Below are 23,336 nucleotides of genomic sequence, written 5' to 3' on the forward strand. Positions count from 1 at the left end.
GAGGTGATATTATAATGAATTATCATATTCTTGTAATAGAAGATGATGAAGAAATTCAAGAACTAATTAAGCAATTTTTAATAACGCAACAGTATATTGTTACAGTTGCATCAGATGGACTAGAGGGCATGAAACAATTTAATAAACACCCCTTTGATTTAATTCTTTTAGATGTGATGATGCCAAATCTCAATGGATTTGAAGTTGCCAATATAATTCGAAACCAGTCAAATATACCAATTATTTTACTAACGGCCTTAGAAGAAGAACAAGACCAAATGAAGGGGTTCGATCTTGGTATAGATGATTATATTACAAAACCTTTTTCTTTTCATGTTTTCATCAGGCGAGTCGAAGCAGTACTGAGAAGAAGCTATGGCGAGCGTACAGATAATCATTTATCTTTTAAAGAAATACATGTCGATTGTGATACATATAAGGTATATGTAAATAAAGTGGAAATTTCTTTAACAGCAAAAGAATTTGAAATTCTACAACTACTACTAAAAAATAAGAGAAAAGTCATCACCAGAGAAAACATCGTAGAAAGGGTTTGGGGATATGAACCTTATGGAGAAACTCGTATCATTGATACACACATTAAAAACATACGAAAAAAATTAAATACGCCCTACATTAAAACAGTAAAAGGCATTGGTTATAAAATCGATGGGTAAGATGGTAAAAATTATGAAGATGAAGAAGATTACCTATAAGCTTTTTATAACTACATCTCTTATTTTGTTAACTTTTGCCGCCTTAATTTATTTAACTTTATACTTCTTTCTCCCTACATTTTATGAGCAATACAAAACAGACCAGCTTCAAACAGGGATAGAAGAAATTATTGGTAAATCTAAAAACCTTGCGTTTCAAGATGCTTTGCCACTTCTTGATGAATATGCAGAAAAAAATAACGTATTGATTTATCTTCAAAATAAAGAAGGTGTAGTTATTTATTCTCCTTCATTTCCTTCCGTTCCAAAAGATAGCCAAACAATCATTATTGAAAAAGTAAGACCCATAGGTAGCTCAGATACCACTCGTAATTTATATGATGTTACGGTACCCATTCAATTCCAAGATGCTAACTTAATACTTATGGTATTCGCAACATTTCAACCTATTGATGAAGCATCACAGGTCTTGGTACGTTTTCTTCCCTATATTAGTATCATTGTACTTGTGATTGGTATAGGAAGTGCTTATTTCTATTCAAGGTTAATTACAAAGCCTCTCATTTATATTAATGAAGGTGCACAAAAAATGGCGAAATTAGATTTTTCAGAAAAAATAGAAGTTCGTTCCACAGATGAATTAGGGGAATTATCTAATAGTTTGAACGATATGTCCATTAATTTACAGCAGGCTATGCTCAACCTAAAAAGAGCAAATCAGCAATTAAAAAGCGATATTGAAAAAGAAAAAGAAGTAGAAGCAAAACGAAGAGAATTTTTTGCTACGGTAGCACATGAATTAAAGACTCCGCTAACGGTTATGAAAGGATACGTAGAAGGAATGATATATAATATTGGCCCGTATCAAGATCGTAACCAATACTTACAGAAAAATCATCAAATTATTGAAAATCTGGAGCGATTGGTTCACGAAATTTTAAGTATGGCAAAATTAGAACAACACACCTTTAAACCACAATTAAAAGAAGTAAAGCTATCAAAATTAATAGATAGAATTACTAAAGATCTCGGATTTTTTGCTTCTCAAAAGGACATTCAAATTAAAAAGCAAATTGATTTTAACGAGTTTATTTTTACAGATCCTGTTCTCTTAGAAAAAGCCTGTAAAAATATTATTCATAATGCAGTGATGTATTCACCACCTAAAGAGAAAGTTTATATAAAATTATCCAGCAATGCTAAACAAAATCAAATTCAAATGCAGGTCATCAATACAGGTGTAAAGATTAAAGAAGAGGATATACAACATCTCTTCAAACCATTTTATCGGGTCGAAAAATCAAGAAGTCGAAATACGGGAGGGAGTGGTTTAGGTCTTTATATCGTCAAACAAATTTTCGAAACGCTAGGTATCTCGTATTCTATAAGCAATATAGAAAATGGGGTGCAATTTTTCATTAACATTCCAATATGTAAAAAATGGGGCTATCCCATAAGTCGGTGAAACCGGCTTATGGGATAGCCCTTCTTTTTTTATGAGTAACCATTCAGCTACTTTCATTCATTATAACCTGTGGCAACTGATGCTACCAATGGATTATAGCGATTTAATTCCCGAAAATCATAATCCATGAGATGGTAGAACAAGTCAATGATAATCTATTCTTTTCTCGTTATCAAGGGGGTGGCCGTAGTTCCTACCACCCGAAAATGATGACAAAAGTGATTCTCTATGCATATACGCAAAAAATCTATTCTTGCCGTGATATTGCCAAATCATTACGAGAACACTTACCAATGGTGTAGCGATCTAGGCAACAAATGCCGGATTTTCGAACGATTAATCGCATTTGTTCAGAACGAATGAAAGATAAATATTCTTTCGTATGGAGAAAAGCAACAGATAACTATAGAAGAGAAACTTCAACAAAATATCCAGCATACATTCCAACAAATTAAGGACGGTTGAGTTTTGGATGATTGCCATAGCCCACAACTTCCTCAAACAGGCAGAAAAAATGCTCGTTTGAGGAAGAAAATCAAAAAAATAACCGCTTTTGGGACAGCTCCCTATTTTTTAAGGATTATTAATATCTTTTACTACTAATCTCTTCTGGCGTAAGTAAATGGTTCGATCCGATTGTTCTGCCACTTCTCGTGAATGTGTTACAACAATAACACATTTATTCTCTTGATGAGCAAGCTCCTGAAACAATCGAATCACTTCTTGTGCTGTCTCTTCATCAAGGTTCCCTGTTGGTTCATCAGCAATAAGTAACTCTACATTGCAAGATAGTGCTCGAGCAATTGCTACGCGTTGCTGTTGTCCACCACTTAATTGCAGAACATTACGATTCACCTCTGCTTCTGTAAGGCCTACCTTTTCTAACAATTCTAATGCCCTTTTCCTTTTATTTTGCACCTTAACACCTGTAATTTCCATTGCCGTTAGTACATTTTGAAGAGCGGTCATATAGGTAAGTAAGTTATAGGATTGAAAAATCACGGATACATATTGATTACGGTATCGATCCAAACCAATCTTTTGAATGTCCCTCCCCCTATATAGTACATAGCCACTTTTTGGTGTATCCAAACCACAGCCTAAACTAAGCGCTGTGGTTTTACCAGATCCAGACGGCCCTAAGATTGTGTAAAAATGCCCTGCTTGAAAAGAAAAAGTAACATTATCTAATATCGTTACTCTTTTTTCGTCACTTTCATAATAATAAGTTAAGTTCTTAAATAGTAAAATTGTCTCCATGCTGATCCTCCTTATTCATCTTTTAACAGGATTTGTTTCGGGTTTAAACGTAGAATTGATAAGGCTGGAAGTATAGTTGCTAATATAGCAATAGTTAATCCAATCCCCCCCATTTTCCCTAAATCCTCTCCTGTTACATTTACATCAATTTTATCAACTGGGTCTGCTTTTTTGGTCTCTTGTACAGAACCATCAGCTCCAACAAATATTGTCTTATCATTTTCATCTTCTTCTCCGCTTGCTGTAGCGATTTCATTTGAGAGCAAAATATCTCCCATTAATTGCGAAACTTTAGATCCTGTTGTTATGGATAATCCAAATGCTAAAATAGCAACACATGCTACTTCTACTATGAACTGCGCTATTAGTTTCCATTTTTTCTCTCCAATAGACAATAGAATCCCCATTTCCTTACGACGTGCTTTAATCGATAACATAATAATTAACCCCAAAATAATAGCACTCGCAATAGATACAATATAGATAATCATTTGAGAGATAGAAGAAATATTTTCAATAGGATTTATCATTTTTTTGTACAAAGCGTCATTTGCATCTAACTTAAAATAATTAAAATCAATATCCGATTGTTTTGCTTCTTGTCTAAATGCATCAATGTCTTTTGGGTCTTTCAAATAATACACAGCTTGCATCACGGAGCTACTGGCCTTTTGCCCTGCTTCTAATTTTTTTAAAGTAGAGTGTGGCATATATATTTTATTAGCTGGCTCCATCATAGGTGAGACACTTCCACCTATTATTGATGCCTGCTTCTCTGTTTCATAAATACCAATAATTTCAGCTTCAAGAGATTTCTTCTTATCTTCGCCTGATCGAATTTTAACCTTATCTCCTATTTTCAATTTATTTTGTTCTGCTAAACGTTTTTCCATCAAAATGACATTCTGATCTATCATCTTTTCTGTAATAGGTTTCCCATCAATAATTTTACTTTTTCCATTTTTAAAACTTTCTTCTAGAGAAATCTTACGAATTGCTTCTATGACAAAAGAAGAGTTCCAATCTACGTCTCCTTTTATACTCTTCTTCTCTGTAGGTCCTTCCTGTTCTTCTAAAGATCCTACTAATTTAAAACCATCCGGAATGCCTAGCGTAGTTGCTGTATAATTGTAGTCTTTTACATATTGAGATTTTCCTAATTGACTTGCTAATTTTGCATTGAGGTTTGGTGGATGAGGCATTCCTCCAGTTCCCCTTGCTTTTTCTGCCTTATCATAATCAAAACTCAAAGTGACATCTGTGCCCAGTTTTTTTCTTGCTGATTCGGCTGCCTTTTTTGATGCGTTTTGAATTGTAAATCCTGCCAACACTAAATTTGTAACAATTAAAAAGACACCTAACAAAATGAATGACGTTCCCTTTCGTTTTTTCATACTTAGAATTGCGCGTTTTATAAAATTCATTTTTTCTAACCTCCTTGATATTTTTTATTCTATAGACACTATCTGGAGTTTGTATGGAGTTATTCAGTAGTTTACCTAGAGCAATGAGTAGTTTATATGTAGTATTTATACGAATCCACATAACGAGCCTTTCCTGATGAACTTAAAGCAATTCGTTTTCCTTCTTATAAATATTTTATATATTCAGATTTTCCCATAAGCACGAAAGGCCAATTGAGAAAATTGTAAACCATAATTATACGTTAGATACTCTCAAAGCACCTGCATATAATAAAAGATTCGCAATCAACTCATAATAAGCAACGGATCTTTAAGGCTTTATTCTTCGTTCCCTTTGGTATAAAACCACTGATTGCTGAGAAAAAGCGGTGGTTTACGCTGTCGGAATTGGAAAATAAAAAAGTATTACTTATTACAGGTGAAGGTAAGAGTTGGGAAGAATATATGAAGAGCTACATTCATAAACGTTATGGTAATCAATTAGAGTTTGTAGGGGGCATACAAAAATTTTTGAAGGGAAAAGTGGTAACAAGAAAGTTGATTCCTAAGTCAATACCAACAACATTGTTTATATGTTTATAATCAAATGCAACGATTTTCGTCATTTGAATGTGTGCAAGCCATTTTTGATGTTTATACTAAGTTTAGCAGTTTCAAACTTCTAAGTATTATGAAAGTATTTTCTCATATCTTTTCGCTCATAAATAAATAGGAAGAAGGAGGAGATAAAGTAAAAGTTTTAGCCCCATCACATTGTACGGGTTAAAACACAACCACGCTATACATCTATTACAAAATGATGCAAATCTGTAAGTATGTATCGGAATGGTTCGGGCATTCCTCTATAGATTTATTTACATCTAACTAAATCTATAGAGAAAACTGCCGTAAACCAATATAATCCCTTTTTAAAATCACGTGGGCAAGTAAATGTAATTATTAACTAACATTACTTGTCATAATACGTTTGGAACTTCGGTTTATAGAACGAACGGTTATCAAGCGCAAAGACGCGTTCTGTGTATTCGCCTGGTTTTGTGCGTCCAAGAGCGCGGTCCATCATGTTCATTTTTGCATCTAAATTATCGATGTAGTGTAAAATTTCCGCTTCTTTTACTAATGGTGGTTTGGGGCTTCCCCACTCTGCTTTTCCATGATGAGATAAGACGATGTGCTGAAGGATTAATACTTCTTCTCCCTCAATTTTCAACTCTTCTGCTGCTTTTCCAATTTCGTTCACCATAATTGAAATATGACCGAGTAAGTTTCCTTCTAATGTATATGTTGTCGAAATTGGACCTGATAACTCGATAACTTTACCAAGGTCATGCAAGATGACACCTGCATAGAGTAAATCTTTATCTAAAGATGGATACAGCGTCGAAATTGCTTTCGCCAAATCCAGCATAGATACAACATGGTAAGCAAGTCCTGATACGAACTCATGATGATTTTTCGTCGCTGCTGGATAATCTAAGAAATCATTTTGATGCTTATTTAATAAATGTCTTGTTAGACGCTGAATGTTCGGATTTCTCATTTCAAATATGTACTGCGTAATTTTTTCCACCATATCTTCTTTTTTCACTGGTGCTTTTTCAACAAAGTCTGAGATATCTGTTACTTCATTCGGATTTGCAACACGGATTTGCTTAACACGAAGCTGGATACGTCCTTTATAATTTTGAATATCACCAGCTACTTTTACAATTGTTTCCGCTGTATATTGTCTCTCCACTTCCGGTGATACATCCCATAGCTTTGCTTCAATATCTCCGCTTTGGTCTTGCAAGATTACTGTTAAAAACGGCTTCCCGTTACTTGCGATTCCTTTTGTTGCTGTCTTAATAAGCAAGAAAAGATCGACTTGTTCACCAACTTCATATTCTGCAATTTTCTTTTTCATCCTGATTCCTCCACCAACTTAAGTACTTTTAGTATAGCACACTACACTCTATTTTCTTTACGCTCTGGCGTTAATTTTATCATCTGTTTTTCCGTAAAGAACGATAATAAGTGAGCATGGCATGTAAAGAAGATGACTTGTCTCTTCTTTGCAATCTCTTTCATTAACGCGATTGTCCGCTCTGTCCGAACCGCGTCAAAATGAACAAAGCTATCATCGATAATAAATGGATAATGATGTTCAAACGTATGAGCAAGCGCAAAACGTAGTGATAAATAGAGTTGCTCCGCCGTTGCTTGACTAAGCTCATAACTGTAAAAACGAAGTCCATCACTGCGCTGAACGATAAATGGCTCTGTTGCTGACGGTGAAAAGATTTTGTTATATTTCTCACCTGTTAAGTAAACAAAATACTCCTCCGCCTTTTGTAAAATGCGCGGAAGGTGCACTTCATGATAATATTGCTTCGTTTTCGTTAACACCGATTTGGCTGCCGCATATGCCGCCCACTTTTTCACTTGTTCCCGTACATGCGACTTTTTCATTTCCCATTCATGTAATAAATCCCCATACGTATTACCTTTTTCTAAATTTGCAATTTCTACGCGGCACTCTGCAATGCGCTCCGTTTGTTCTTTTTCTTGCGACAGAAGTGTTTGTATATGCTGCCTTTCTTCTCTTAATTTGTCTTCATAACCATCTACTTGATAGTTCTCTTCTAAAGATAAATATGTTAAGCGCTGCTTTAACATATCAATTTGTGGTAAGAGGTGCTGTAATTGTTTCTCTGCATCTTCACGTTTTTCTGCTTGCATCCCTGCTTCTAAAAATGATTCCTCATCCTGAACTCCCGCCATGTTCCATAATCCATCTCTTTCAGATTGAAGCTGCTTCATTTGGTGCTGTAAGGCTGCATGTTCTTCCTGCCACTCCGCAAGCTTCTCTCGCCACTGTTTCAGTTCTTGCACTTTTTCTTTTTCCTGCTGAATACGATGAGTGATTTTCAGAAGTGCATCAAAATCTGTTCCTGCCAAAACATGTTCTAGTTTATGTTCAAATTGCGAAATCATTTCATATAATACATCTTTTCGCTCAAGCTGCTTTCCTAATTCTCGGTACAATTGTTGCATCTTTTCCATTCGCTCAAATGCCGGCAATAGATGCGCATGCGTATAAAAGGTTGGGAAATGATAACGTTTTTTATACCCCTCTACTTGCTCCCCTACACGAAACGTATCTCTTTCCCAATCTTCATATGCCGACACAATTTTTTCATAGCTTCTTTCTATTTGCTGCAATTTATAAGCTTCTCGCTCAAATACTTTGCGCATTTCTTCATCTTTTTCTAACTTATAACGAATGGACATAACTTCTTCACTTTGCCGCCCCTCACTGTTTTGCTGAAGTGTTAACAGTTCTTCTTGCAAGCGGTCTGAAGCTGGGTCTTTATATAAAACAAATGCCAGTACAATCAATACAAAGAAAATGACGCTTGTAAATAACAAAGTTCGATTATCTAAAAATACACTCGTTAGTAAAACCCCTATATTCATTAGTAATAATAGAAAACAAATTTTCTGCCAGCGCTTTTTCTTCTCAAACGTGCCTCTTGTTCTTTCTTCATATTTACGCTGCATACGTTCTGCACTTATATGGATTCCACCTTGAAATGATTTTTCTTTCTCCATAAGCGCTTGTCTTTCTTCCTCTGACAACATTTGTTTTCGAATGTATGCGATATGTTCTTCTTGTTCTTCTAATTGCTCCTGCGTTACTTGAAAGTTTCGATCTAACTCCTGTTTTCGCACTTCTAATTCTCTCGCTTTTTGAATCGTTTGTGTAATCAATTCTTTTACCGCAAGACTTGTATCAAAAGAGCGTACACTTTCTTCTTCAAAACTAGCACCAATTTGATGTTGTAATTCTTCTATTTCCTCTCTTATATTTTGAATACGGCTCGTCATCTCTCGCATTTCTTGACGTGCATTTTCATATGATATGTGCTGCATGCGAAGTGCTTCGATATCACTTTCTTTTCGCAAAAGCGCATCATCTATTTGCAGCGATTTCATTTTCGATTGTGCCATGTCCATCTTTTCTTGAAGTGTATCTAGCTGTATATGAAGCGGTTCAAGTTTTGCTTTTATCGATTCATAGCGCGCTATACCCGAAACAGGAAAATGCCCCAGCTGCTCTTTTAGTACCATTTCGTAAGTTCGTTTTTCAATCATAAGTGGCTGAAGTGCTGACAATATTTCATAATCTTGCTTGCGCTGCTCTGCTCGCTCTTTTTCATGGCGAATTTGAACAAGTTTCTCTTCACTCTCCTTGAGCTGCTTCACATGTTTTTCATACGCACCAATCTTTCCTTGCCACTCATTCAAATTCTCTTTCAGTTTCTTCATCTCTTGCAGTGATGCATTAATCTCAGGCTTACGACCATTTGGTTTAAAGCGCTGATCCATTTCTTTTTCTAGCTTTCTATCCAGTCGCAATAACGCATCGCTTCCAACCGCACTTGCTGAAAATAAATAGTTTCCAATTTCCGCTTCGCCGAGCTGATGAATATTTTGTAAACCGTGCATATCAAATGAAAAAACAGAGTCGAATAACTGCTCATTCATCCCCTTTGTGATAGCTTGTAACACTTCTTCTCCACCCATTTTTCCATCTTCAAAATAAACGGTTACTTCCCCGCTTGCTGTTTTCGGAAGGCGTTCGATTTTTAGCCGACCATACTGCTTCGTCATCACAGTAATTGCTCCGCCATACTTACCGCCTTCTTTCGGTTCATAACGCTTTTGTCCCCTCATCTTAAAGCCAAATAAAATGCTTTTTATAAACGAACGAATCGTTGATTTTCCCGCTTCATTTTCACCATATAACACCGTCAACAAGGAAAGATCCATTTCTACATTTTCTAGTTTTCCATAGCCATAAATATGGAGTTTTTCAATTCTCATTTTGTATCCCTCTCTTGCTGGAATAATTGCTCTAATATAATATTTTCTGCTTCCTTTTGAATCTCTGCTTGTTCCTCATCTGAAAACGGCTCAATGACATTACGGGCAACAGGCGATGTCCAAATCGTTTGAAGGATTGTATCCATGTTTGTAAAAGACTCTAACTCTTGCAATACGCTCCCAACAAAATGATTTTCTTCCTTTAACTGCTGGATTTCTGCAAAGGAAGCTGTCTCATTTTTCCACTTCATCACATAAACAAAATCTTTGCGCTCTTCTCCAGCACTTAAAATATGAAAAATCTCTTCAACACGTTTTTCATCACGTAAATACGAAGACAACGGACCTTGTCCTGTCAAACTAACAGTTAAAAAAATTCCTTCTTCAACTTTTCGCTGTTTCTGCAACACTTCTGAAGCAGCCTTCATAAAATCATCAACAGTATCAAGTCCCTCAATTGAAAGTTCAATCTCTTCCCAAATAACATCCGCTGTGTGAAAAAACGAACACCTTGTCTCTTGCTCTGTCATTTCCACAAGATATGCACCCTTTTCACCCGCTTCCTTTCGGTGACGCCCTTGTATATTCCCTGGATAAATGATAGGTGGGTTCTCTACCAATATCTCACGCTTATGTATATGGCCAAGTGCCCAATAATGAAATTCTTTTTCTTTCAGTTCACGAATTTGAAATGGTGCATAACGGTTATGCTCTGCATCCCCTTCTACACTGCCGTGAAGCAGCCCAATATGAAATGGTGCATCGCTCATTTTCGTATACTGCGCTGTCATATTATCTGTTACTGCCTGCTGTAAATAACTAAAACCATAAATAGAAGCAAGAAGTTCTCCATCTTTGTAAAATGACTTTTCTTCCACATATGGCTCAGTAAATATATGAACATTGTCTGGAAACTCAATCGCCGCCCAGCTTCCTCCTAAATGATCATGATTACCGTGAATGATATATACCGAAATGTCATACTGCGCAAGTCGTTTCATCTGCTCTCTTACAAATACTTGTGCGCGTAAACTTCTCGTATCCGCATCATATAAATCACCAGCAAGCAATACAAAATCAACGCGCTCTTGAATGGCTTTATCAATGATCCGTTCAAATGATCGAAATGTACTTTGCTTCATTCTTTCCCAAATAGAGGTTGGTACACTCATTTCCATACCTTTAAACGGGCTATCTAAATGCAAATCAGCTGCATGTATAAACTTTATTTGTTTCACTAACAAACGACCCTTTCTATGTTTCAAAAGTTTCACTTTATTGTAACACGCTATGTCATATATTTCTTTGCATATTCTACCGTTTTATGACAAAATAATTATAAGATTCTGATTTTAAATCGGAGGGGGATTTTCATGGGAGTATACGTTCTAACAGCCTTTGAAAAAGATGGTTCTAAAGCATTAGATGAATCGTTCGAGGCCGCAACAGAAAAAGAAGCAAAATTAAAAGGAGAAGCTATCTTACGAGAAAAAGGATTGTATGAAAAAACACATCGCTGCACATCTTCTGCAGGAAAGCTTATTTTATTCCAGCGCTAAAAAAGAAGCGTAATTCCGCTTCTTTTTTATTCAACCTCTTCATCACACCACGTAAATACCACATCAAGAATACGATTTCCAATACGCACGCGTCTATTCCACTGTCCAGTTTGAATTTGGCGCGTTAACTCTTGTTTCATTTTCTCCGTCCAGTCGTGAATGGTTCCATTCCCGTCGTACGGATATATGCCTGGAAATTCTTCCTGCAACATGCTTAAGCCTTCTACGTCCAAATGAAAATGGAAAAAGTAGTTAGCTGTTAGCGATGGTTCTTGTAATTTTAAAAACGGATCATCAATTTGCTTTCTATTTCGGTAAAAGGTAAAAATATTTACCTTTCCGCTCGTAATTTGGTCAATTTGAATTTCGTGCTTCTCTATAATCACGTCTGTCCACCTCGTTATATACTACCTTTAGTATATATGTCTTTTGAAACAAAGTTAACTATTTTACACGAAATTCACTTCCTTCATCTATGTCCCGCTCCAAAAATCAGAAGCAATATAAAAAATAACTTGAAGGGGAGAGATACTATGCATTTCGGAAGTAAAGGTTGGTACGTAAAAGAACTGAAAAAATTAGGTATTCGCACGTATGAAGGTAGAAAACTAGAATCTTATCGTGCCCACATATTAGCTCGCTTACTTGAAAAAGTAAAAAGACAATCTGCTTAACAGAAGAAAAGAAGCAACGCTTTTGAGCATTGCTTCTTTTTTCTTAATTTGTATAAAGTGAAACTTTAATCATCGGAGTTTTCTTCATCTTCACCTGTAAGGTCTTTCATTTTATCTACGTCTTTATCGTAAAAACCTGCGTTTAAGTAAGCTTCTAACGCTTTAGCAGGGCGTTCCAATCCTTTTTCCTTATTTGCAAGTTCTTTCACATCAAAATATATAGCCCCAGATACTTTTGTACCTGGATCTACCACATCAAAAGAAAGTCTATCCTCACCATATTTCGAATACGTTTTCATTTTTGACATATAGAGCAAAATCGTCTGGAGAGAATCTCAACGCTTCTTTCCCTATATTTTTAATACCTACCTTCCCTTTCAGAACTCGTCCATTAAGAGGTGTTGAATCTCGTTCAGGTAAAGTATACTCTGCACTTTCTAATGTCATCTCATAACTTTTACTCTTTTGATTCTTTTCTTCTTTCTGCCCCTTCGAAGCGCTTTCTTGTTTGACTTCCTTTGTACTTTCTAATGATTTGCAAGCGCTCATCCCCCAAGTGTAAGCACCGCTACCATACTGATACCTACAAATTTCTTAAAATACACTGTACTCTCTCCAATCCCCTTCTCTATTTACTAATCGAACAAGTAATATTACACCTTTATGTCTACAGTATATTCCATTTATATTAAATTATCTAAATACAAAAACAATTGATTTTTTAAAAGAAAAATCCCCTTATAGTAAGCAAATGCTGCCTACTATAAGGGGACCTCCTTTTTTCTATTATATACGTACCGCTGTACCACTTACCGCAACCATTAACATTCCATCACGAACAACTTCGTAATCTACATCAACACCAACAATTGCATTGGCACCTTTTCGTTTTGCCAGCTCTTTCATTTCTGCCATCGCAACATCACGCGCTTCTTTTAACTTGCTCTCATACGCCCCAGAACGACCACCGACAACATCACGAACAGAAGCAAACAAATCACGGACAACATTTGCCCCCATAATCGCTTCACCATTTACGATATCAATATACTCGATAATTTCTTTCCCTTGAATTTCATTTGTTGTTGTTACAATCATAACTGACACTCTCCTATCATATTTTTGCATTTCTTATCTTTATTATTACACGAAAATTAAAATTGGAACATAACATATAAGCAATTCATACATGTTTTAGACAATCTTTTATATTATGATCTTAAAGCACGAGAAAGCTCCGTAAAGATTACTCCTAATGCATAGGCACCGGCATCTGGATATCCTAAGCTGCGTTCTCCAACTGTACCAGCACGACCCATTCGAGCAACGATTTCTTTTGTATATTCCGCCCCCTTCACTGCAGCCTCTGCTCCTTTTTCAAAAGCCGTTTTAAAGTCTACACCATTTGTAGCACTGTCTAACCAAGACTGTACACAAGGTGCAAATGCATCCACAAGTGTTTTATCGCCTACCTCAGCTCCTCGTCCGAAAGAGCGCTCTCCAATCCATTGTATACCCTTTAAGGAAGCTTCTAATATGTTGGCCATTTCTCCAACTGTTAATTCTGTTTGCTCTCCGGCAGCCTTACTCGCAGCCCGAAAAGCCCCGCCCCAAATTGGACCAGAAGCACCGCCGCAATGTTCCATAATGACCATAGAGCACGCATCTAGAAATGTTCCAATATTGAAAGGCTCTTGTTTCAAAATCGAGCTCCATTCACGTTTCAATTGCTTGAATCCTTTCGCAACGCTCATTCCAAAATCTCCGTCGCCCGCATGCGTATCTAATTCACAAAATGGTATTTCATTTTGAATAATGACTTCACTCATTTTATCAACAAGATACACCATATTGTCTATCGTAAGCACCTCATTCTGAATTATCGCATGTTTCTCCGCTGTTTCTACTTCAAACGAAACTTGTTTTTCTTCCTCTTCCTCTAGAGGCATATATTCTACCCTCTCCACTAGACCATCTACTTGAAACGCTGGCGTATAACACTCTTTCGATAACAATGTCTTTAGCTCTTTATCCAATTTCATAATAGTTAAAGAAAGCCCAGCCATATCAATACTTGTCATATAGTTACCAACAAACGTTCTATTGATTCGTATGTTTCGTTTACTTAGTTCTCTCGTAACTGCATTGTTAAATACATACAATTCTTGAAGCGGTGTACCGCCAAAACCGTTCACTAAAACAGCAATTTCAGTCTCTTCGTCTAGCTCTAAATCTTTCAAAAGATCATTTGTCATGCGCATTGCTAGCTCATCTGCGCTCATAACTTTTTCACGTTTTCTTCCTGGCTCTCCGTGAATACCAACCCCGTATTCCATCTCATCTTCACCTAATTTGAAAGTAGGTGAACCACTAGCTGGAACCGTACAAGAAGTGAGCGCCATACCAATTGTACGAACATTCGCCACTGCTTTTTCCGCTATAGCTTTGACCTGCATTAAATCCATACCTTCTTCTGCTGCTGCACCGGCAATTTTATGTACAAGTATGACTCCAGCAACACCGCGGCGACCAACTGTATAAAGGCTATCTTCTACCGCAATATCATCATCTACGCGAACATATTCGACTCGAATGCCATCCTCAGTAGCTAAGTGAGCACCATTTTTAAAATTCATAATATCGCCGCTGTAGTTTTTAATAATAAGGAGCGTACCTTTTTTGCTCGCTGTTGCTTTAATGGCCTGATACACTTGAATTTGTGAAGGGGAAGCAAACACATCTCCGCACACTGCCGCATCTAGCATTCCTTTTCCAACTAATCCAGCATGAGCTGGTTCATGGCCACTTCCGCCACCACTAATTAATGTAACTTTATTTTCATTCATTTCTTTTTTCTTAATTACTTTATACTTTTTTAATAACTCAAGTTCTGGATGTGCCATGACCATCCCATTGCACATCTCCATGACGAGTGTTTCCGGCTTATTTATAATTTTTTTCATTTGCTATTCCACCCTTATTCGTTTTGTTGTTTTCCTAAATCATTCTTCACATGTTTACATCATTAGATGAATTCATAGAAAATTCCTGTCGCGTTCCATATCCCTTTCCGTTATGATATATTTGAAAGCGTATTGTTATTAACTACATTAAAACGAAAGCGCTTTACAGTAAACAGACAAAAAAGAACAGTTTTCATTTTTTGAAACTACTCTTTTTCTTATATGTTGCTTACAATACTTTTTTCATTTTATTTCGCACTAGTAATAGAATTCCACCTAAAATCGATAGCACCCCTAAAGGCATTGTATGAGATTCGCTCGCTCCGGCGTTAGGAAGTTCTCTATTTTCAGTTTTCGGCTTAAAAAAGGTAATGCGATTCTCCTCTTTCGCTTGTTTCTTCTGCGCTAGTTCAGAGACTTGCTTTTCTACATTTTGCTTTGCCTCTGTTAATGCAGCGATTTTATTCTCTATATTTTGCTTTTCCTGTCCCCATTCAGAGACTTTATCTTCTACTCCAGGCTGCTTCGTCTGTTTCCATTCAGCGATTTTATTTTCTATCGCTTGTTTCATTTGTTTTAGCTCGTTCACTTTCTCTTCCATCTGTTTAACAAACTGTTTTAATTCAGACACTTGCTCGTTTACATTTTGCTTTACTTGTTTCAGTTCCGTCACTTTTTTTTCTGCCGTTTGCTTTAACTGCTTAAATGCCTCTATTTTCTCTTCCACATTTTGTTTGATTTCTTTCAATTCAGGGATTTTCTCTTCTATATTTTGCTTTTCCTGTCTCAATTCAGAAACCTTGTCTTTCACATTTTGCTTCGCCTGCTTGATTTCCCCTACTTTCTCTTCTATATTTTGTTTTTTCTGTTTCCATTCATCTACTTTGTTTTCTATATTTTGCTTTTCCTGTTTCAATTCAGAGACTTTGTCTTTTATATTTTGCTTTTCTTGTTTCCATTCATCCACTTTGTTTTCTATACTTTGCTTTTCCTGTTTCAATTCAGAGACTTTATCTTTCACATTTTGCTTCGCTTGTTTCCATTCAGAAACTTTCTCATCTACACTTGGTTTAATAGAATCCTGTATTTGAGCAGGTTCATCCGCTTGAGCATGAGTCGTATCAACTCCCGTAATCATCGCTAAAGCAAGTGTGGATATCGCTACAGTCTTTTTCGTACCCATTATTTTGTACCTCTTTTCTTTCATGAGTAATGAACGATTATGTAAATTTAAAAATGTAAATCATACATATATAATATCAATATAACATTATATCAAATGTTTATAAATGGAACTAGAATAGTAGAATGATATGTACGCCCTTTTTTCGATTGGTCAACATCTCATATCGAAGCGCAGATAATGAAGCGTGCATCATTCATATAGTGTAAAAAAGAAAAACCTGTCACCAAAAGAGCCTTTTGTACGACCTTTTGGCACAGGTTTTCTTACGATTTAAGCGTTTAAACTTTCACCGTTTGTTGCAATGACTTGTTTATACCAATCAAAACTTTTCTTTTTGAATCTTTTTAATGATCCTTTTCCTTCATTATCTTTATCAACATAAATATATCCATACCGTTTCTTCATCTCACCTGTTGAAGCGCTGACAAGGTCAATTGGGCCCCAGCTTGTATATCCAATAACCTCTACCCCATCTTGGATTGCCTCTGAAAGTTCAATCATATGTTTTCGTAAATAATCGATGCGATACTCATCGTTAATCTCTTCTTCAGCATGTAATGTGTCAATTGCACCTAGACCATTTTCCACAACAAACAGCGGTTTCTGATAACGATCGTACAGTTGATTTGCTGTAATACGGAACCCTTTTGGATCAATTGTCCAGCCCCATTCTGATTTTTCAAGATACGGATTTTCAACAGAGCCAAATACATTTCCACTTGTAATGCCCTTTAATACTTCAGGGTCTGTACTTGCTGCTCGGCTAGCATAGTAGCTAAATCCAATATAATCCACTGTATATGCTTTTAAAATCTCTTCATCTTCTTTTTCCATTTCAATCTCTAAGTGATTATCTTTAAAGAATCGCTTCGCATATCCAGGATATTCACCTCTTGCTTGTACATCAATGAAAAAGAATGATTCTCTATCTTGTTCCATCGCTCGTAAAACATCATCTGGATTGCATGTATATGGATACGTCGCTCCTGCTGCAAGCATACAACCAATTTTAGCATCCGGTATTATTTCATGGCACGCTTTCACTGCTAAAGCACTTGCCACAAGCTGATGATGTGCTGCTTGATATTGAATTTGTTTTTTATTTTCGCCTTCTTTAAAAGTTAAACCAGCACCAACGAAAGGTAAATGCAGTAGCATATTAATTTCATTAAACGTCATCCAATATTTCACTTTATCTTTATATCGTTTAAAAATCGTTTTTGCATATGTTTCAAAGAAATGGATAAGCTTTCGATTTCTCCAGCTTCCATATGTTTCGACTAAATGAACAGGTACATCAAAATGAGCCATTGTCACGACCGGCTCAATTCCATATTTCAATAATTCGTCAAACAAATTATCATAAAACTGCAAACCTGTTTCATTTGGCTGTTTCTCGTCACCATTTGGAAAAATACGTGTCCACGCAATCGAAACGCGTAACGCTTTAAATCCCATTTCTGCAAACAGAGCAATATCTTCTTTATAACGATGGTAAAAATCAATTGCTTCATGCGATGGATAAAATTCTCCTTCCATCGGTGTAAAGGATTGGATATTTCCTTTCATAATATCCCAACGTTTTTCACCAGTTGGAAGGAGATCCACTGTTGTTAATCCTTTTCCATCTTCTAAATATGCTCCTTCAGCTTGGTTAGCAGCCATTGCCCCACCCCATAAAAAACCTTTTGGAAACGTAACTTTAGCCATATATGAAAACTCCTTTATATAATAATTAACGAAGGAAGGGCATGCAATATGTCTTCCCTCGTTTTAAACAATATGAAATTTCAAAAATCATTTCACTTCTAGTTCGATTACAGATTCTTCAGGTGTCACCTGACCCTTCTCTTTTATCATTACGTTATATTGATCATGATTTGTAACAACAACTGGTGTTGTCACAATATAGCCTGCGTCTTGAATTTCAGCTATGTTAAATTCAATCAATAATTGTCCTTTTTCAACATGATCTCCTTGTGCAATATGAGAAGAGAAAAATTCCCCATCTAGTTTCACAGTATCCATCCCGATATGAATTAGAAGCTCCGCCCCTGTTTCCGTCGTAATTCCTAAGGCATGATTCGTTGGAAAAAGTGCGGAAACTGTACCAGAAACTGGTGAAAATAATTTTCCTTCTGAAGGTTCAATCGCTACCCCTTTCCCAAGAACGCCTGAGGCAAACGCTGCATCTTCAATATCTTTTAACGGTTTTACTTCTCCATAAAAAGGACTCACAATGACTTCACTATTCATAGTAGCATGAACTTCCTCGTGCTGAGATGGTTTTGTCTGGTCAGGATTTACTTGAACAGATTGTCCCTTTTTCTTTACACCAAACAAGTAAGTAAGTACAAATCCTAATACAAATGCAACAATCATCGCAATAATAGATCCCCATAATCCCGCTGTAATGCCTGTTTTTGAACTAACAAATGTTGGAATTTGAAATATTCCAAGGCCACCTGCCATATACGCCTTTGTACCAAATACACCAAGAATTCCTCCGCCAATACCACCAGCGATACAACTTATAACGAAAGGTTTTTTCTGCGGAAGTGTAATCCCATAAATAGCTGGCTCTGTAATCCCGAAAATACCAGAAATAAAAGCGGGCATACTAAGTTCTTTCAATTTCTTCTCATTTGTTTTTATCCAAACACCAAGAACAGCACCAATTTGTGCAAAAGAAGCAGCGAATATAAGAGCTAATATTGGATCTTCACCATGTACTGCTAAATTATTAAATCCAATTGGTACAATACCCCAATGAAGACCAAAGATAACAAACAATTGCCAAAACGCTCCAAGGAAAATACCTGCGACTAACGGACTTAAATGATACGCCCATAGTGTAGCTTGTCCTAAAAATTGACCTGCCCATGTTGCAATTGGTCCAATGACAAGAAAGGTAATCGGTACAATAATCAGCAATGTGAAAAATGGCACTAAAAATGTTTTCACAACATCTGGAATGACTTTCTTTAACTCTTTTTCTACTTTAGCGGCAAAATAAGTAGCTAAAATAATCGGAATAACAGATGACGCATAATTCATTAAAATAACAGGTATACCTAAAAAAGTAATATGAATAGGTGATTCAAACATTGTCCCTGCAAATAATGTATAAAGCGGTTTCCCGGCTGTTAAACCAGCTAAAGCTGGATAAACAAGCGCACCGCCAATTGCCATCCCAATAAATGGTGCACCATGAAACTTTTTACTCGCTGTATAACCTAGAAAGATTGGGAAGAAGTAAAATAATGAATCTCCAACTGCATTTAAGATTTGATAAGTTCCTGATTCTTGACTTAACCAGCCTAATGCTAAAATAAGCGCATTAAAACCTTTAATCATCCCTGTTGCGGCTAGTACACTTAAAACAGGTGTAAAAATACTAGAAACAATATCTATAAAACTACTTTTCTTTTGGTCATCAATATTTTCATCCTCTTTCGTCTGAAAGCCTCCAACCGTGACAACCGCTTTATACACATCAGCAACATGATTGCCAATTACAACTTGATACTGTCCGCCGCTTTTCATAACGGTAACAACATCATCCATATTTTTCAGCACTTCTGTATTTGCTTTTCCCTCATCTTTTAATTGAAATCTTAGGCGGGTAATACAGTGAACCACACTATTTATATTTTCGGTTCCACCAACATTTTTAAGAATATCTTTTGCTAATTGTTCGTATTTCATCGCATGCACGCCTCCCTTTTTCAGTCATTCTAAAAATAAAAACCTAAACTAATCCCCACCTGCACAAAATTATTTTCATGCAAATGGAAATTAATTTAGGTTTTGCCTGCTAATCAGTAACAATCCTATATTTTATTCAAATTGATTCCCGCTTCGTTACACGGTGGATATGAAGCGTTACATACATTTTTTCATCTTTCGAAAGAAGAGTGTTATGTCTACTACGTAAATACTCTTCTATTTTCTCTGTACAACGATAAGCTTCGTTGTACTTTTGTTTGACTTGCTCAAATAAAAAGTCATCTTCATTTGAGCTTGATTCATGCTGAAGTAAACGTTGAGCAAAATATCGTAAGTGAGTGACAAATCGGCTATAGTTAAATGAATTTTCATCTAAATCCATCTTATAATGATACTTCACAATATTTAAAATATCTTGAACAATTTTTGTCATTGTTACTGTTTGCTGCATTTCTGGTTCCCCTTGCTGAGCATTTACTAAATGAAGTGCAATCGAACCAGCCTCATCCTCTGAAAGCCTAATACCTGTTTCTTTTTCAATAATCTCTAAAGCTCGTAAACCAATTTCAAACTCTGTTTGATAAAACTTTTTGATTTCCCAAAGAAGTGCATTTTTCAGCTCAATCCCTTCTTTATGCCGCGTGAACACAAAGCTAAGGTGATCTGTTAATGTAAGATAAATATACTCGCTTAAACGGCTCGGCAAAATAGTTTTCGCTAATTGTACAATTTGCTCTGTCACTTCTAAATGCTCTACAGGAATCTCAGTTAATAACGTAGCAAGCTTCTCAGATACTTCTTTTGTTTCTAAAACGAATGTTTTTTCTATTTTAGATTCATCAATTGTATCCCCCACTTTTTTCTGAAATCCTAAACCTCTACCCATCAATATAATTTCACTATTATTCTCTTTTATCGTACAAACAACATTATTATTTAAAATTTTATGGATTTTCATTTTGTTCGCCTCTTTTTATTTCTAATGTGATCACAAATAATAAAAAAAACCTAAACTGATTCCCCAAAACTACATAGCAATAGTAGTCTTCGAATCAATTTAGGTTTTGCCTGCCGAACAGTAACAATCCTTTAAGTTTGACTTCATTATACACAAACAAGTAAGCGTTTGCAACAAGATAATAGAAGAACTTTAAACAAAAATGTGAACGTTTAAAACATAGAAATCTATTTTGGGTATTCATGCGGTTAAAAAGATAAAACTCGAACGATTCCAGTGCCATTTGTACGGGCAGTTGATTGCATTATGTCTTATTGCCAGTATAACTTATAAAATGCGGAGGCTCATTTGGGAGAAGAAACATAAAGAGACCAGTGAATAAATATAAGGCAACATATATTACATATATTTATTTTCCAAGTATACGCGATGTGCTGTTCACATCCTGTCGAGACATGATTCCCATTCTTGTCAGATTGTTCGAAGACCTATCAAAAAATGGTAGGAAAGCACATCGGTATACCAAATATTCACCATTTGATATTCTTGATATCACTCAAGAATATACAAATTCACTTCAACATACCGTTTAAAAAAATAATTATGTTGAAGTCTTATTTGAATATATCTAAATATAGAAACTTGTATTCTATATCTAACAAACCTAAAGTTGTATAAATCTTTTTAAACTATTTTCACATTCATATTTATACATACATATATTATTCGTGAGGAAACGATTTCCTAATTCTATAAAATAAATATTTTTTATATTACATTTCTCAAAAAATATATGTAATGAGGATACATTATTTTAAGCTGTTATACAAATACCTTTTAATTTGTATAAAGAAAAGGATGATTGTATTGGAAATTAAAGGAGCTCAAGGGATATATGATGATGTTATTAGTCTAGGGAACAATTGTTATACTGCTATCCATCTAAGAAAATATGGGCTACGTAAATATGCTGGTCCTCTAGATTGGTTTGTGTCTCCAGACCTTTCTTCTATTAATAAATTACTAAAAAATAACTTTATAGACTTTATGGACTTGAAAAATATGCATGCATTGCCAGATAAAAATGTTCTTTTTCATGATGGCGTAATACAACCTGTTTATTCTCACATTGTAAAAGACATCAAATATAACGTAACATCCTATCATGATTTCCCTATCATCTCAAATAAAGATTGGTTTATCACATACCAAGATTTCAAACAAAAATTAGATCGAAGGATTGATAATTTTTACAAAAGAATGCAAAATTCTCAATCTATTTTATTTGTTAGATGGGGCGGAGATTTGACTGAAACGTTAGAGTTACAATTAATTTTATCAAATATTGTTAAAAATAACTTTAAGATACTTTTACTCTATCCAACAGGACTTGAAAATGAGATACATGAGTTGGAATGGGGCATAAATCATGTCTTTCCAATTCAAGTTTCAAGTAATTATCTAAATAAAAGAACTTGGTATATCCTTTTAAAAGATATACACTTAAGCTGAAAAATACAACATGACGATCATTCAAATCGTTATTAGAATTTATGTGACCCCTCTCCTATTTCTTTGGATACTTATCAATTTCATTAATATAGTTTAATAATTGTATGACACGTTTATCATATGTGTGATGTTTTAAAGTTCTAATCAGCCCATTTTTCGCTATTTGCTTCCTCTCTTTTACATTTTCTAAATAATATTCCGCTTTTTCTATAAACTCTTGTGGATTACAAAAAGTTTCTATTTCAACACTTGGTATATAGTGCTTCGCTATATCTGGACGTATATCAGTTAACTGAAAAGAACCTGAGGAATTAATTTCAAATGTTCTATTATTTACTGAATATGCAGCAATATTTGCTGCATTACTATTCATGTCCTTATCATATGGTGAACGGTGCAAATTAATATTAATTTTAGTAGATACATAATATTGTAACGCATCTTCATATTTACCAAGTGGCAAGAGTTTTATCTTATCTTTCAAGATTTTATAACTCTTCAATTTTTCCCAACCAAATCCTACAATTTTCAAGTTCTTACAAACTAAATATTCAGAAATTGAGTCAATGAATTCAATTCTATTTTTAAACGCTGTACCAATAAAACTAATTTCATAATGATTAGACTTATCTTTAAAATCGGGTTTATATACGTTATGATCCGCTGCTAAAGGGAGATAAAAAACATTTTTACATCCCCTGCTCCTATAAAATTTAATACAATTTAAATCCTGAGTAAATATGTAGTCATAATATGGAACAATATTTTGGGTTAAATCCATATAATAGGGATCATCTGTCAACCAAATTCCTGTCGTAAAGCCCAATTTCTTTAATTCAGGGATGATTTGATTAAACTCTTCTCTTAAACCATGCAATACCAAAATAAAATCCGGCTTTGTCCGTACTGCTGTTTTTATTGCTTTCTCTATATGTACCATCATTACATTGCTACTTGCCCTTTGTAGACTATTAAAAATTGCTGTTTCTAGTGCTGGGAAATAAAAAGGAGTTCCTGATCGAATAAATAAGATTTTTTTAACATTATTTTCGTTCATGTC

The 23,336-nt window shown here is 35.4% G+C and carries 20 protein-coding genes and 4 pseudogenes; 9 read left to right on the forward strand and 15 right to left on the reverse strand.

Going from position 1 to position 23,336, the window contains the following annotated elements:
• The first annotated feature begins 11 nt into the window (after positions 1–11).
• The 4 genes and pseudogenes from MR056_RS05915 (at position 12) to MR056_RS22815 (ending at position 2,444) form a co-directional block, all read left to right on the forward strand.
• The gene (locus MR056_RS05915) at positions 12–677 is read left to right on the forward strand and encodes a response regulator transcription factor (RefSeq protein ID WP_176371923.1); all 666 of its coding nucleotides are present in this window, start codon (positions 12–14) and stop codon (positions 675–677) included.
• Positions 670–976: pseudogene (locus MR056_RS22550) on the forward strand (two-component sensor histidine kinase); the annotation flags it as partial. The gene MR056_RS05915 and the pseudogene MR056_RS22550, both read left to right, overlap by 8 nt.
• Positions 977–1,044: 68 nt before the next feature.
• Positions 1,045–2,142 (forward strand): annotated as a pseudogene (locus tag MR056_RS05920) (sensor histidine kinase); the annotation flags it as partial.
• A 131-nt stretch (positions 2,143–2,273) separates the two neighbouring features.
• Positions 2,274–2,444 carry a transposase gene (locus tag MR056_RS22815; RefSeq protein ID WP_011983892.1) on the forward strand — a complete coding sequence of 57 codons (171 nt, stop codon included), beginning with the start codon at positions 2,274–2,276 and terminating at the stop codon, positions 2,442–2,444.
• A gap of 271 nt (positions 2,445–2,715) precedes the next feature.
• On the opposite strand, the gene MR056_RS05930 is transcribed toward MR056_RS22815, so the two are convergent.
• Both MR056_RS05930 and MR056_RS05935 read right to left on the reverse strand, forming a co-directional pair.
• Positions 2,716–3,402, reverse strand: a complete 687-nt coding sequence (locus tag MR056_RS05930; RefSeq protein ID WP_011983891.1) for an ABC transporter ATP-binding protein — start codon at positions 3,400–3,402, stop codon at positions 2,716–2,718.
• Positions 3,403–3,413: 11 nt separating this feature from the next.
• Positions 3,414–4,826 (reverse strand): ABC transporter permease, encoded by a 1,413-nt coding sequence (locus MR056_RS05935; RefSeq protein WP_011983890.1) that lies wholly within the window; start codon positions 4,824–4,826, stop codon positions 3,414–3,416.
• Between the two features lie 735 nt (positions 4,827–5,561).
• Between MR056_RS05935 and MR056_RS22820 the strand changes: the two are divergent.
• Positions 5,562–5,773: pseudogene (locus MR056_RS22820) on the forward strand (site-specific integrase); the annotation flags it as partial.
• Between the two features lie 2 nt (positions 5,774–5,775).
• Here MR056_RS22820 and yhaM read toward each other — a convergent pair.
• The 3 genes from yhaM to MR056_RS05955 are packed head-to-tail and all read right to left on the reverse strand — an operon-like array spanning position 5,776 to position 10,933.
• The gene (gene yhaM, locus MR056_RS05945; RefSeq protein WP_011983888.1) at positions 5,776–6,732 is read right to left on the reverse strand and encodes a 3'-5' exoribonuclease YhaM; all 957 of its coding nucleotides are present in this window, start codon (positions 6,730–6,732) and stop codon (positions 5,776–5,778) included.
• 41 nt (positions 6,733–6,773) lie between these two features.
• The gene (locus tag MR056_RS05950) at positions 6,774–9,695 is read right to left on the reverse strand and encodes an ATP-binding protein (protein WP_011983887.1); all 2,922 of its coding nucleotides are present in this window, start codon (positions 9,693–9,695) and stop codon (positions 6,774–6,776) included.
• Entirely contained in the window at positions 9,692–10,933 is a 1,242-nt protein-coding gene (locus tag MR056_RS05955; protein WP_011983886.1) for a metallophosphoesterase family protein, read from the reverse strand. Before MR056_RS05955 ends, MR056_RS05950 begins: the two co-directional genes overlap by 4 nt.
• Before the next feature lie 135 nt (positions 10,934–11,068).
• Here MR056_RS05955 and MR056_RS05960 point away from each other — a divergent pair, with 135 nt between their 5' ends.
• Positions 11,069–11,254, forward strand: a complete 186-nt coding sequence (locus MR056_RS05960; RefSeq protein ID WP_011983885.1) for a YhzD family protein — start codon at positions 11,069–11,071, stop codon at positions 11,252–11,254.
• A 26-nt stretch (positions 11,255–11,280) separates the two neighbouring features.
• On the opposite strand, the gene MR056_RS05965 is transcribed toward MR056_RS05960, so the two are convergent.
• Positions 11,281–11,640 (reverse strand): hypothetical protein, encoded by a 360-nt coding sequence (locus MR056_RS05965; protein WP_011983884.1) that lies wholly within the window; start codon positions 11,638–11,640, stop codon positions 11,281–11,283.
• Between the two features lie 147 nt (positions 11,641–11,787).
• Here MR056_RS05965 and MR056_RS05970 point away from each other — a divergent pair, with 147 nt between their 5' ends.
• Positions 11,788–11,928 (forward strand): YflJ family protein, encoded by a 141-nt coding sequence (locus tag MR056_RS05970; protein WP_011983883.1) that lies wholly within the window; start codon positions 11,788–11,790, stop codon positions 11,926–11,928.
• A 65-nt stretch (positions 11,929–11,993) separates the two neighbouring features.
• On the opposite strand, the gene MR056_RS05975 is transcribed toward MR056_RS05970, so the two are convergent.
• The 8 genes from MR056_RS05975 to licT form a co-directional block, all read right to left on the reverse strand.
• Complete coding sequence (locus tag MR056_RS05975) at positions 11,994–12,236, reverse strand: DUF5105 domain-containing protein (protein WP_041809502.1); 243 nt, start codon at positions 12,234–12,236, stop codon at positions 11,994–11,996.
• Complete coding sequence (locus tag MR056_RS05980; protein ID WP_011983881.1) at positions 12,202–12,477, reverse strand: DUF4352 domain-containing protein; 276 nt, start codon at positions 12,475–12,477, stop codon at positions 12,202–12,204. The genes MR056_RS05975 and MR056_RS05980 overlap by 35 nt, the downstream gene beginning before the upstream one ends.
• A gap of 237 nt (positions 12,478–12,714) precedes the next feature.
• Positions 12,715–13,026 (reverse strand): heavy metal-binding domain-containing protein, encoded by a 312-nt coding sequence (locus MR056_RS05985; protein WP_011983880.1) that lies wholly within the window; start codon positions 13,024–13,026, stop codon positions 12,715–12,717.
• 113 nt (positions 13,027–13,139) lie between these two features.
• Positions 13,140–14,891, reverse strand: coding sequence for a dihydroxyacetone kinase subunit DhaK (gene dhaK, locus MR056_RS05990; RefSeq protein WP_011983879.1), 1,752 nt, complete (start codon positions 14,889–14,891; stop codon positions 13,140–13,142).
• Between the two features lie 229 nt (positions 14,892–15,120).
• Entirely contained in the window at positions 15,121–16,074 is a 954-nt protein-coding gene (locus MR056_RS05995) for a cell wall anchor (protein ID WP_011983878.1), read from the reverse strand.
• Positions 16,075–16,347: 273 nt separating this feature from the next.
• Complete coding sequence (locus MR056_RS06000; protein ID WP_011983877.1) at positions 16,348–17,787, reverse strand: 6-phospho-beta-glucosidase; 1,440 nt, start codon at positions 17,785–17,787, stop codon at positions 16,348–16,350.
• Between the two features lie 87 nt (positions 17,788–17,874).
• Complete coding sequence (locus tag MR056_RS06005) at positions 17,875–19,785, reverse strand: beta-glucoside-specific PTS transporter subunit IIABC (RefSeq protein WP_011983876.1); 1,911 nt, start codon at positions 19,783–19,785, stop codon at positions 17,875–17,877.
• 136 nt (positions 19,786–19,921) lie between these two features.
• Complete coding sequence (gene licT / locus MR056_RS06010) at positions 19,922–20,764, reverse strand: BglG family transcription antiterminator LicT (RefSeq protein ID WP_011983875.1); 843 nt, start codon at positions 20,762–20,764, stop codon at positions 19,922–19,924.
• Positions 20,765–20,987: 223 nt separating this feature from the next.
• On the opposite strand from licT, the pseudogene MR056_RS06015 reads away from it, so the two are divergent.
• A pseudogene (locus tag MR056_RS06015) lies at positions 20,988–21,269 on the forward strand (IS4 family transposase); the annotation flags it as partial.
• Positions 21,270–21,622: 353 nt separating this feature from the next.
• Positions 21,623–22,276: a DUF1796 family putative cysteine peptidase gene (locus tag MR056_RS06020; protein ID WP_081428349.1), complete on the forward strand. Its 654-nt coding sequence runs from the start codon at positions 21,623–21,625 to the stop codon at positions 22,274–22,276.
• Positions 22,277–22,331: 55 nt separating this feature from the next.
• Here the strand turns inward: MR056_RS06020 and MR056_RS06025 are convergent, their stop codons facing one another.
• Positions 22,332–23,333, reverse strand: a complete 1,002-nt coding sequence (locus tag MR056_RS06025; RefSeq protein WP_011983873.1) for a CgeB family protein — start codon at positions 23,331–23,333, stop codon at positions 22,332–22,334.
• Positions 23,334–23,336: the final 3 nt, after the last annotated feature.

This window comes from Bacillus cereus group sp. BfR-BA-01360 (genome assembly GCF_022663595.1).
Lineage (GTDB): Bacteria > Bacillota > Bacilli > Bacillales > Bacillaceae_G > Bacillus_A > Bacillus_A cytotoxicus.